The 13,335-nt window shown below is 76.1% G+C and carries 1 protein-coding gene; it reads left to right on the plus strand.

Annotation, left to right across the window (positions count from 1 at the left end; all coding sequences use genetic code 11):
- Window positions 1-29: 29 nt before the first annotated feature.
- A partial coding sequence (locus tag AC2CJA_RS02185) for an SDR family NAD(P)-dependent oxidoreductase (protein ID WP_484600924.1) occupies window positions 30-13,335 on the plus strand: 13,306 nt, incomplete at its 3' end.

Below are 13,335 nucleotides of genomic sequence, written 5' to 3' on the forward strand. Positions count from 1 at the left end.
ATTCAGCAACGAAAGGGCAGCGGAACGTCATGACGAGTGAGCAAGCTCCGGCGAGCAGCACGCCAGGCCACGACCGTACCGAGCCGATCGCCGTGGTGGGTCTGGCCTGCCGGCTGCCGGGCGCCGACACTCCGTCGGCCTTCTGGTCGTTGCTGACGGACGGCTCCAGTGCCATCGGGGAGGTGCCCGCCGACCGCTTCCCCCCGCCTGCACGGGCCGCCGTGCGACGCGGCGGTTTCCTGGACGCCGTGGACGCCTTCGACGCGGGCTTCTTCGGGGTGTCGCCGCGGGAGGCCGCAACCATGGACCCGCAGCAGCGCCTCGTCCTCGAACTGGCCTGGGAAGCGCTGGAGGACGCCGGTCTCGTCCCCGCCGCGCTGCGGGACACCCGCACCGCCGTGTTCGTCGGTACCCTGCGCGACGACTACACGAGCCTCCTCTACCAGCGGGGCGCCGAGGCGGTCACCCAGCACACCATGACCGGCGTCAACCGCGGCGTCATCGCCAACCGGGTCTCCTACCACCTGGGTCTGCGCGGCCCGAGTCTCACGGTGGACGCCGCGCAGTCCTCGTCGCTGGTCGCGGTGCACCTGGCCTGCGAGAGCCTGCGCAGCGGGGAGGCCACCGCCGCACTGGCCGCCGGGGTCAACCTCAACCTGCTCGCCGAGCACACCCTGACGGAGGAGCGGTTCGGTGCCCTCTCCCCCGATGGCGTCAGCTACGTCTTCGACGCGCGCGCCAACGGGTTCGTACCCGGCGAGGGAGCCGGCGTGGTCGTGCTCAAGCCGCTGAGCAGAGCGGTGGCGGACGGGGACCGCGTCTACGGCGTCGTCCTCGGTAGCGCCGTCAACAACGACGGCGCCACACCCGGTCTGACGGTACCCAGCGAGGAGGCCCAACGCCAGGTGCTGCGGGCCGCCCGCACCCGGGCCGCGGTGGCCGCGGACGAAGTCCAGTACGTGGAGCTGCACGGCACCGGCACACCCGTCGGGGACCCGGTCGAGGCGGCGGCACTCGGAGGAGAGCTCGGTACGGGACGCGCCCCGGACGCCGCGCTGCACGTCGGCTCCGTGAAGACCAACATCGGTCACCTGGAGGGCGCGGCGGGCATCGCCGGGCTCATCAAAACACTGCTGAGCATCCACCACCGGCTGCTGCCGCCGAGCCTGAACTTCGACACGCCCCACCCGGCCATCCCTCTGGAGGAGCTGGGCCTGACCGTACGGACCCGCACCGGCGCCTGGCCGCGCCCCGACCGCCCGCTGGTGGCGGGCGTCAGCTCCTTCGGCATGGGCGGCACCAACTGCCACGTGGTGCTGGCCCAGGCGCCCGAGGGCGGGGAGCGGACCGGGGAACCGGTGCGCGGCGCGGACCGGGCGGGCGCCCGCGCCGGCGGCAGGCCTTCGAGCACGGCCGCCCCCGCCGGTGCCGAAGACACCGCCCCCGCCCGCGAGTCCGGTGACGCCGCAGTGCCCGGCCGTGCCGGCGAGGTCGGCCCGAGCGGCTCCGGTGGTCTGCCCTGGCTGGTCTCCGGGGCCGATCGCGGTGCGCTGCGGGCGCAGGCGGCGCGGCTGCACGCGTTCGTCACCGATGCCGAACCCGCGCCGGCGGACGTGGCCTGGTCACTGGCCACCACGCGCGCCGCGCTGCGGCACCGTGCCGTCGTCCTCGCACCGGACGCGCGTGCTCTGCTCGACGCCACGCGGGCCCTGGCCGCGGGCCGGACGCACCCGGCGGTGGTGACGGGGACGGCCCGCCCCGGCCCAGTCGGTTTCGTGTTCACCGGCCAGGGCGCCCAGCGCATCGGCATGGGCGGGGAGCTGTACGCCGCGTTCCCGGCGTACGCGGCGGCGTTCGACGAGGTGGCGGATGCCCTCGCGGCACATCTGCCCGTTTCCCCGGCCGAGGTCGTCCGCACCGGCCGGGGCCTCGACGACACGGTCAACACCCAGCCGGCCCTGTTCGCCGTGGAGGTCGCGCTGTACCGGCTGGCCGAGTCGTTCGGGCTGCGGCCCGACCTCGTGGCCGGGCACTCCGTCGGCGAACTCGCCGCCGCGCACGTCGCCGGGGTACTGGACCTGCCGGACGCCGCCGCGCTGGTCGCGGCCCGGGCACGACTGATGCAGGCCGCGCCCGGCGGCGGGGCGATGATCGCGGTCGCGGCGGACGAGGCCGAAGTGGCCGAGCTGCTCGCCGGACGGCCGGGGCTGTCCCTCGCCGCGGTCAACGCGCCGCAGGCCACCGTGATCGCAGGGGACGCCGAGGATGCCGCCGAAGTGGCGGCGCTGCTGGGCGACCGGGGGCGCCGGGTGCGGCGGCTGGCGGTCAGCCACGCTTTCCACTCGCCGCACATGGACGGCGTCCTGGACGACTTCCGCCGAGCCGCGTCCGCCCTCACCTACCACACGCCGCGCATCCCCGTGGTGTCGACGCTGACCGGTGCCGTGGCCGGCGGTGACGACCTGCGCACCGCCGACTACTGGGCCGCCCAGCTGCGCGGCACGGTCCGCTTCTCCGACGCCGTGCGTACGCTGCACGCCCGGGGCGTGGCCACGCTGGTCGAGGTCGGTCCCGACGCGGTGCTGGCGCCGCTGTCCGGACAGTCGGTCGAGGAACTGGCCGCGGTGCCGCTGCTGCGCCGGGACCGCCCGGAACCGACCGCGTTCGTCACCGCGCTGGCCACCGCACACGTCCACGGCGCACCGGTCGACTGGGCCGGCTTCCTGCACGGGACGGGCGGCCGCCGTATCGCCCTGCCCACGTACGCCTTCCAGCGGACCCGGCACTGGCTGGACGACATCGAGAACGGGCCGCGCACCGCCCACCGGACGCCGGACGGGCCTGCCGGGGCCGGCGGCCCACGTCCCGGACGAACACCCGCCCGGGACGTGGCCGACGAGGCGGCACCCGCGGCGGCCCACGGCGGCGAGTTCGCCGAGCGGCTGCGGGTGATGTCCGAGGCCGACCGCCGCCGGGCCGTGGCCGACCTGGTCGCCGAGCACGTCACCGCGGTGCTCCGGTACACGGGCGACGAGCCGGTCGACCGGCACACGCCTTTCCGGGAGCTCGGCTTCACCTCCCTGATGACGACGGAGCTGCGCACGGCCCTCGCCGACGCGATCGGCCTGCGGCTGCCCACCGGGCTGGTCTTCGACCACCCCACCCCCCACCGGCTGGCCGCGTTCGTCGAGGCGGAGCTGCTCGGCGCCGCCGACGACGTACCGGAAGCCGCCGCGGACGCGGACGGTGACGAGCCGATCGCCATCATCGGCATGGCGTGCCGCTACCCCGGCGACGTGGCCTCGCCGGAGGATCTGTGGCAGGTGGTGTCCGAGGGCGTCGACGCCGTCGGACCCTTCCCGCGGGACCGGGGCTGGGACGACGACCTGTACGACCCCGATCCGGGCCGGCCGGGCAAGAGCGCGGTCCGGCACGGCGGGTTCCTCGCCGGGGCCGGCGAGTTCGACGCCGACTTCTTCGGCATCTCGCCGCGCGAGGCGCTCGCCATGGACCCGCAGCAGCGGCTGCTCCTGGAAACCTCCTGGGAGGCCGTGGAGCGGGCCGGGCTGCTCCCCGAGGAGCTGCGCGGCACCCGCACCGGCGTCTTCGTCGGCGCGACCTCCCTGGAGTACGGGCCCCGGATGCAGGACGCGCCCGAGAGCGTACAGGGGCATGTGCTGACCGGCAGCACGGCGAGCGTGATGTCGGGCCGGATCGCCTACCAGCTCGGCCTGCTCGGTCCGGCGGTGACCGCGGACACGGCCTGTTCCTCCTCGTTGGTCGCACTGCACCTGGCGATCCGGTCGCTGCGGTCCGGGGAGACGAACCTGGCGCTCGCGGGCGGCGCCGCGGTGATGTCGTCCCCCGGCATGTTCGTGGAGTTCTCGCGGCAGCGCGGGCTGGCCGCGGACGGCCGCTGCAAGTCCTTCTCCGCCTCCGCCGACGGCACCGGCTGGTCCGAGGGCGTCGGCATGCTGCTCGTGGAGCGGCTCTCCGACGCCCGCCGCAACGGCCACCGGGTCCTGGCGGTCGTCCGGGGGTCGGCCGTCAACCAGGACGGCGCCAGCAACGGGCTGACCGCCCCGAGCGGCCTCGCCCAGCAACGGGTGGTCGGCCGGGCCCTGGCCGACGCCGGCCTGGGCCCGGCGGACATCGACGCGGTGGAGGCCCACGGCACCGGCACCACGCTCGGCGACCCGATCGAGGCCGAGGCGCTCATCGCCACCTACGGCAGCGACCGCGGCGGGCTCGGTCCCGTCTGGCTCGGGTCCCTGAAGTCCAACATCGGCCACGCCCAGGCCGCCGCCGGGGTGGGCGGTGTGATCAAGATGGTGGAGGCCATGCGGCACGGCGTGCTGCCGCGCACGCTGCACGTGGACGAGCCGACCCCGCACGTGGACTGGTCGGCCGGGACCGTCGCCCTGCTGACCGAAGCCAGGCAGTGGCCCGCGACCGGCCGGCCGCGCCGCGCCGCCGTCTCCTCCTTCGGTATCAGCGGCACCAACGCCCACGTCGTCCTGGAGTACGACGGGCAGGGCGCGCACGACCCGCAGGGCACGGCCGCCCCCCGGACGGACGGCGAGGACGCCGGGAGTCCCAAGGGCGCCCGCACGGCCGAGGAGGCGCCGGCCGGCGCCTCCTTCCCGACCCCGTGGGTCCTCTCGGCCCGTGACACCGCCGCGCTCAGCGCCCAGGCGGACCGGCTGCGGCGGCATCTGGAGCCCGGCGCCGACGACGCGGCCGTCGGCTGGTCCCTGGCCGCCACCCGTACGGCGTTCGAGCAGCGGGCCGTGCTGCTCGGCACGGGCCTGCCCGAGCGGCTCGCCGCGCTGTCCGCGCTCGCCGGCGGGGACGCCCCGGACCACCCGGGCCTGATCACGGGCAACGCGGCGGGCGCGGGCCGCACGGCGTTCCTGTTCACCGGGCAGGGTGCCCAGCGCATCGGCATGGGCCGTGCGCTGCACGCGGCGCACCCGGTGTTCGCCGCCGCCCTGGACGAGGTGTGCGCCGCGTTCGGGGAACTGCTGCCGGTGCCGCTGAGCGAGGTGCTGTGCGCCGCGGCGACCAGCGAGGCCGGCGCCCTGCTGGACGAGACCCGTTACACCCAGCCCGCGCTGTTCGCCGTGGAGACCGCGCTGTTCCGCCTGCTGCGCCACCACGGGATGACGCCTCATCTGCTGGCCGGTCACTCCATCGGCGAGGTGACAGCGGCCCATGCGGCCGGTGTGCTCTCCCTCTCCGACGCCGCCGCGCTGGTCGCCGCCCGGGGCCGGTTGATGCAGGCCGCTCCGGGCGGCGGCGCCATGATCGCCGTGCAGGCCGCGGAGGAGGAGGTCCTCGCAGACCTCGCCGGCCGGCCGGAGCTGGCCGTCGCCGCGGTCAACGGCCCGCGTTCCGTGGTGATCTCGGGGGACGCCGGGGCCGCTGAGGAGGTGGCCGCGGCGTGGCGGGAGCGGGGTCGCAGGACGACACGGCTGACGGTGAGCCACGCCTTCCACTCGCCGCACATGGACGGCGTCCTGGACGAGTTCCGGGCGGTCACCGCCGAGCTGGACTACCACCCGCCGGTCCTGCCCGTCGTCTCCGCCGTCACCGGCCGGCTCGCCACCGCCGACGAGCTGACCTCCCCGGACTACTGGACCGGGCAGATCCGTGCGACCGTGCGCTGGCTGGACGCCGCGCGCGAGCTGCGGCGACAGGGCGCCACCGTGGCCGTCGAAGTCGGCCCCGACGCCGTGCTGGCACCGCTCGCACGCACCGCCGTCGACGATGACGCGTTCACCGCCGTACCGCTGATGCGGGCCGGCCGCCCGGAGGCGGAGAGCGTCGCCGAGGGCATCGCCCGCGCCCACACGGCCGGGGCGCCGCTGGACGCGGCGACGTTCTTCCCCGGCGGCACACCGGTCGACCTGCCCACCTACGCCTTCCACCGCCGCACCTTCTGGCTGGCGCCGCAGTCCGCCGCCGGAGCGCGTGGGCTCGGCCTCGACACGGCCGGCCATCCGCTGCTCTCCGCGGTCGTGGACCTCGCCGAGCGCGGGGAGGCGGTACTGACCAGCCGTGTCTCGGTGGCCGCCCAGCCGTGGCTGGCCGACCACGTCATCGCGGGCACCGTGCTGCTGCCCGCCACCGCGTTCCTGGAACTGGCCTTCGCCGCCGGCGACCGGCTCGGTGTCCCGTGCGTGGAGGACCTGGCACTGGAGTCGCCGCTGCCGCTGCCCGCGACCGGGGCGGTACGGATCCAGGTCGGCGTGAAGGCGCCGGACGCCTCGGGCCGACGGGCGTTCACCGTGCACTCCGCACCGGACGGCGACGACATGCCCGTACGGGCCTGGACCCGGCACGCCTCCGGCACGCTCGGCGCCCAGGCCCCCGCCGGCCGCCCGGTCGCCGGCCCCGCGTCCGGCGCCCCGCGTCCGGTGGACGATGCCTACGCCCGTCTCGACGCGCTCGGCTACGGCTACGGGCCCGCGTTCCGCAACCTCGTGTCGGTGCGGGACGACGGTGCGGACGTGTACGCCGAGGTGCGGCTGCCGGAGGAACTGCACGAGACGGCCGGCCGGTTCGGGGTGCACCCCGCCCTGCTGGACGCCGTGCTCCACCCGCTCGTGCTGGCCGCGGCGCCGCCGGACGACGACGGCGCCATCCGGCTGCCCTTCGCCTGGTCCGGCGTGGCCGTGCACGCGAGCGGCGCCACCGCGCTGCGGGCCCGGATCAGCCGCCTGGGCGCCGGCACGGTGAGCGTGTCGCTGACCGATCCGGCCGGGGCGCCCGTCGCCGACATCGAGTCGCTGACCCTGCGCCCGGTGGCGAAGGACCGCCTCACGACGTCCGTCGCGGCCGGGTCCCTGTACCGGCTCGACTGGAAGCCCGCCGCCGACGGGCCGGCCGGGCCGCCTCCCGTGTGGACGGAGGCCGGTGAGGACCTCGCGCGGGCGGAACCGGCAGAGGTGGTCGTCCTGCGGGCGGCCGGGGTCCCGGGCGACCGGCATGCGGCGGCCGCCCGGGTGCTGGCCGGTCTCCAGGTGTTCCTGGCGGACGAGCGGTTCGCGAACTCCCGGCTTGCTGTCGTCACCCGGGGTGCCGTCGCGGCGTCGCCCTCCGAGGACATCGCCGATGCGGCCGCCTCGGCCGTCTGGGGCCTGGTCCGCGCGGTGCGCTCCGAGCATCCGGATCGGCTGCTGCTCATCGACGTCGGCCCCGCCGACGAGGACGGGCCGGGCGGGACCGCGCTGCGGGCGGCGTTGGCCGGCGGGGAGCCCGAGACCGCTGTACGCGCCGGTACGGCGCTGGTCCCGCGGCTCGCCCCCGTCCGCCCGCTTCCCGACGCCGCGCCACCGCGGCTCGACCCGGACGGCACCGTCCTTGTCACCGGTGGCACAGGCGGGCTCGGTGCCCTGTTCGCCCGCCACCTGGTGACCCGCCACGGCGTACGGCACCTGCTGCTGGTCGGCCGACGCGGACCGGGCGCGCCGGGCGCCGCCGACCTCGCCCGCGAACTGGGCGAACTGGGTGCCGAGGTGCGGCTCGCCGCGGTGGACGTCGCCGACCGCGACTCCCTCGCCGCACTGCTCGACTCCGTTCCGGACGCACACCCGCTGACCGCCGTCGTGCACGCCGCCGGAGTCCTCGACGACGCCACCGTGCTGTCCCTCACCCCCGAGCGGCTGAGCACCGTCCTCCGCCCCAAGGCGGACGCGGCCTGGCACCTGCACGAGCTGACCGCCGGCGCGGACCTGGCGGCCTTCGTCCTGTTCTCCTCGGTGTCCGGGCTGCTCGGCACCGCCGGTCAGGGCAACTACGCCGCGGCCAACACCTGCCTGGACGCCCTGGCCTGCCACCGCCACGCCCTGGGGCTGCCGGCGGTCTCGCTGGCGTGGGGTCTGTGGGACACGGGCAACGGCATGGGCGCCGCCCTCACCGACGCCGAACGCGCCCGCTGGAGGCGGGCCGGTCTGCCGCCGCTCACCGCCGAGGAGGGCCTCGCCCTGTTCGACTCGGCGCTGACGGCCGGCGACCCGCTGCTCGCCCCGGTCACGGTACGGCCTCCCGAGACGGGCCCCGCGCACCCGCTGCTGCGCGACCTGCTGCCGGCCCGTACGGCCCGGCGCACCGCGGCACGCCGTACGGACGGCGCCGACGGATCCGACTGGGCCCGGCAGACGGCGGCGCTTCCCGCCGACGAGCGGGCCGAGGCCGTGCTCGACCTGGTGCGCGCCAAGGTCGCCGCCGTTCTCGGGCACAGCGGGGCGGGGGCCGTCGTCCCCGAACGGGCTTTCAAGGACATCGGATTCGACTCGATGGCCTCGGTGGAACTGCGCAACGAGCTGGGCCGGGCCACCGGGCTGCGGCTGCCCGCCACGCTCGTCTTCGACCACCCGGCGCCACGCGCCGTCGCCGAGCACCTGCTGACCCTGGTGACGGCCGAGGAGCGGCCCGCGCCGGCCACGCCCGTCCGCTCCCGGCCGGCGGACGGCGAGCCGATCGCGATCGTCGGCATGGCCTGCCGCTATCCCGGCGGGGTCGCCTCTCCGGAAGAGTTGTGGCGGCTGGTGGCCGAGGGGGTGGACGCGGTGAGCGAGTTCCCCGTGAACCGCGGCTGGGACCTGGCGGCCCTGTACGACCCCGACCCGGAGCGCACCGGCACCAGCTACACCCGGCACGGCGGTTTCCTGCACGACGCCGACCTCTTCGACGCCGCGTTCTTCGGGATGTCGCCGCGTGAGGCGACGGCGACCGATCCGCAGCAGCGGCTGCTGCTGGAGACCGTGTGGGAGGCGTTCGAGAGTGCCGGAATCGACCCGGCCGACCTGCGGGGCAGCTCCACGGGCGTGTTCGCGGGCGCCATGTACGACGACTACGCGGCGCGGATGTCCGCGGCGGCGGGCGAGTTCGAGGGCTTCCTTCTCGCCGGGAACCTCTCCAGCGTGCTGTCGGGCCGGGTGGCGTACAACTACGGCCTGCAGGGCCCGGCCATCACCGTGGACACGGCCTGTTCCTCCTCCCTGGTCGCACTCCACCTGGCGGCGAACGCGCTGCGCGGCGGCGAGTGCGACCTGGCCCTGGCGGGCGGAGTGACGGTGATGGCTCAGCCGACGACCTTCGTGGAGTTCTCGCGGCAGCGCGGGCTGGCCGCGGACGGCCGCTGCAAGTCGTTCTCGGCGTCCGCCGACGGCACCGGCTGGTCCGAGGGCGTGGGCGTGCTCGTGCTGGAACGGCTGTCCGACGCCCGGCGGCGAGGTCACCAGGTCCTGGCGGTGGTGCGCGGCTCGGCCGTCAACCAGGACGGTGCGAGCAACGGCCTGACGGCGCCCAACGGCCCCTCCCAGGAACGGGTGATCCGTGAGGCGCTGGCCGACGCCGGGCTCGGCCCGTCGGACATCGACGCGGTCGAGGCGCACGGCACGGGCACCACGCTGGGCGATCCGATCGAGGCGACGGCGCTGCTCAACACGTACGGGCGGGAACGGCCCGAGGACGGCCGCCCGCTGTGGCTGGGCTCGCTGAAGTCGAACATCGGTCATGCGCAGGCGGCGGCGGGCGTCGGCGGTGTCATCAAGATGATCAAGGCGATGGAGCACGGTGTGCTGCCCGGGTCACTGCACCTCGAGGAGCCCACCCCGCACGTCGACTGGACATCGGGCGCGGTGGAGCTGCTCACCGGCCCCCGGGCCTGGCCCGGGGAGGACGGGCCGCGCCGGGCCGGTGTCTCCTCCTTCGGCATCAGCGGCACGAACGCCCACGTGATCATCGAGCAGCCCCCCGCGCCGGCCCCTGACGCGCGCACGGGCACCGGCTCGTCCTCGGGTGCGGTCCCCTGGATCCTCAGTGCCCGCGACGAGGACGCGTTGCGCGCACAGGCGGGACGGCTGCACGCCCACCTGAACGGGCATCCGGACGTCGGGGCCGCGGACGTCGCCCGGACACTGGCGAGCGGACGGTCCGTCATGGAGCACGGCGCCGTCGTCGTCGGCGGCGCGCGGGACGACCTGCTCGACGGGCTCGACGCGCTCGCCCAGGGCCGCCCCTCCCCGCGGGTGCTGCGCGGCCGTGCCGTCCCGCCGGGCCGTACGGCCTTCCTGTTCACCGGGCAGGGCAGCCAGCGGCCGGGCATGGGACGTGGGCTGTACGCGCACTCCCCGGTGTTCGCCCAGGCCCTCGACGAGGTGTGCGACCACCTCGACGGAGCGCTGGAGCAGCCGTTGAAGGACGTTCTTTTCGCCGCCGAGGGCAGTGCGCAGGCCGCGCTGCTGGACCGCACCGACTTCACCCAGGCCGCACTGTTCGCGCTGGAGGTGGCACTGTTCCGCTGGTTCGAGCACCACGGCGTCACCCCGGACGTCGTCCTCGGCCATTCCGTGGGCGAGGTGGCCGCCGCGCATGTGTCGGGCGTACTGGACCTGGCCGACGCGGCCGTCCTGGTGGCCGCGCGCGGCCGGCTGATGCGGGCCGCCCGCGCCGGCGGGGCGATGGCCGCCGTCGAGACGGGCGAGGACGAGGTCCTGCGGGCGCTGCGGGAGCGCGGCGAGGACGCCGGGACGGTGGCCGTGGCCGCCGTGAACGGCCCGCGCGCGGTGGTGGTCTCCGGCGACGCCGAGGCCGTCGACGAGTTGGTGGCGCAGTGGGACCGGCAGGGCCTGCGCACCCGGCGCCTGACGGTCAGCCACGCCTTCCACTCACCGCACATGGACGACGTCCTCGACGCGTTCCGGGCTGTGGCGAAGGGGCTGACCTTCCGGCCGCCGACGATCCCGGTCGTCTCCGATGTCACCGGTGACCTCGCCACGGACGAGGAACTGGCCTCGCCCGACTACTGGGCGCAGCACATCCGGCGGACGGTGCGTTTCCACGACGGTGTGCGGTCCCTGCGGGCGCAGGGGGTGGCACACTTCGTCGAGCTCGGTCCCGACGGCGTCCTGACCGCGCTGACGCGCACGGCGCTGGCCGAGGAGACCGGCGTGCTGGCCCCGGCACTGCGCCGTGGCAGGCCCGAACCGGAGACGGTCGTGGCGACCCTGGCGCTGCTGAGGCTGCAGGGCGCAGCGCCCGACTGGTCGGCGCTGCTGCCCGGTGCCCGCCGGGTGGAGCTGCCCGGGTACGCCTTCCAGCGCCGGCGCCACTGGCTCGACGTCCCGGCCGCCACCGCCGGTGACGCGGCCGGGCTGGGTCTGGGCGCGGTGGACCATCCGCTGCTCGGCGCATCGGTCGGCCGGGCCGGCCGGGACGAGGCGCTGTTCACCGGAGTGTTGTCACTGCGCACCCACCCGTGGCTCGCCGACCACGCGGTCGCGGGTTCGGTGCTGCTGCCGGCGACCGCCCTGCTCGAACTCGCGACACGCGCCGCCGGGCAGGTGGGCTGCGACCGGGTCGCGGAACTGAACCTGGCGGCACCGCTGGTGGTGCCCGAGCACGGCGGCGTGCAGGTCCAGGTGTTCGTCGGGGCACCCGGTCCGGACGGCGAACGCCCGCTGGAGATCCACGCCCGCCGCGGCGACGAGACGTGGACACGACACGCCGACGGCACGCTGGCCTCCGGTGCCGCTGCCGCCGAGGGGCTGCTGGTGTGGCCGCCGGCGGGCGCCACGGAGATCGCCCTGGACGGAGCCTACGAGGCGCTCGCCACGCACGGGTACGCCTACGGTCCCGCTTTCCGCGGTCTGCGCCGGCTGTGGCGCGCCGGGACGGACGTGTTCGCCGAGGTGGCGCTGCCCGAGTCGGTCCGCGAGCAGGCGGCGCGGTACGGGCTGCACCCGGCGCTGCTGGACGCGGCGCTGCATCCGCTGTTGCCCGGCGTGGTCCAGGAGTCGGTCCCCGCCCGACTGCCGTTCGCGTGGGCCGATGTCACGGTGCACGCCACCGGGGCGTCGGCACTGCGGGTCCGGCTCAGCCTGCCCGACGACGAGGCGGGGGACACGGCGACGGCACGGTTGACCGTGGCAGACGGCTCCGGGCTGCCTGTGGCCCAGGTGGGCGCGCTGGCGCTGCGCCCGCTGTCCGCAGAGGCCGTACGGGCCGCCGGCGCGGGACACGCGGGGCTGCTGCCACTGTCCTGGTCGCCCCGCCCGGCACCGGACGGCCCGGTGGATACGGCCGGCTGGACGGCCCTCGGCGCCTTCCCGGCGGCGTCGCTGCCCTCTTGCGCCGATCTGGAGGCGGCGGCCGGGACGCGGCCCACGACGCTGCTGTGGGAGCCGCCGACGGCGGACGGCGCCACCGTGCCCGAGCGGGCACAAGCCCACCTGGAAGCGGCGCTGGCGCTGCTGCGGGCCTTCCTCGGTGACGACCGGTTCGCGGACACCCGGCTGGTGGTGATCACTCGCGGGGCGACGGCCGTCGAGCCCGGCGAGGAGGTGCACGACCTGGAGCGGGCCGGGCTGTGGGGGCTGCTGCGGGTCGCGCAGACCGAGCACCCGGGCCGGGTGGCCGTGGTCGACGTGGGTGCCGGCGAGTGCGCCGAGGCGGACCTGCTCGCGGCCGTCACCGCCGCGGAACCGCAGATCGCGATGCGCGGTGGCCGGCTGCTGGTGCCCCGGCTGACCCGGGTGGCCGGTGAGGAGCCCGCCGGGGCGGCGCCCCGCTGGGACGACGGTACCGTCCTGGTGACCGGGGCCACCGGCGCCCTGGGCGGGGTACTGGCCCGCCATCTGGTCACCGCGCGCGGGACACGGCGGTTGCTGCTGCTGTCGCGGCGCGGAGAAGGGGCGCCCGGCGCCGCCGCGCTCCGCGCCGAACTGGAAGGGCTCGGCGCGGAGGTGACGTTCGCGGCCTGCGACGCCGCGGACCGGGCCGCGCTGGCCGGGGTCCTCGCGGCGGTGCCCGCGGAAGCGCCGGTGCGGGCCGTGGTGCACACCGCCGGTGTGCTGGACGACACGGTGGTCACCGACCTGACGCCCGAGCGGTTGCGCCATGTACTGCGGCCGAAGATCGACGCGGCGTGGAACCTGCACGAACTGACCCGGGACCTGCCGCTGTCCGCGTTCGTGCTGTACTCCTCCGTCGCCGGCCTCATAGGCAACGCCGGGCAGGGCAACTACGCGGCGGCCAACACGTTCCTGGACGCACTGGCCCAGCACCGGCACGCGCGGGGACTGCCCGCGGCCTCCCTGGCCTGGGGTCTGTGGGCGGACACCAGCGCCCTCAGCGCCGGCCTCGGCGAGACGGACCGGCGGCGCCTGGCACGGATCGGGCTGCGCCCGCTCTCCTCCGAGGAGGGCACCACCCTGTTCGACCTCGCTCTGGCGGCCGGCCGGCCGGTGGTGGCCCTGACCGGACTCGATCCGGACGCACTGCGCCGGCAGGGCGAGCAGGCCGCGCCGGTCCTGCGCGGCCTGGCGC

It is taken from the genome of Streptomyces sp. ATLC9, from assembly GCF_057196705.1.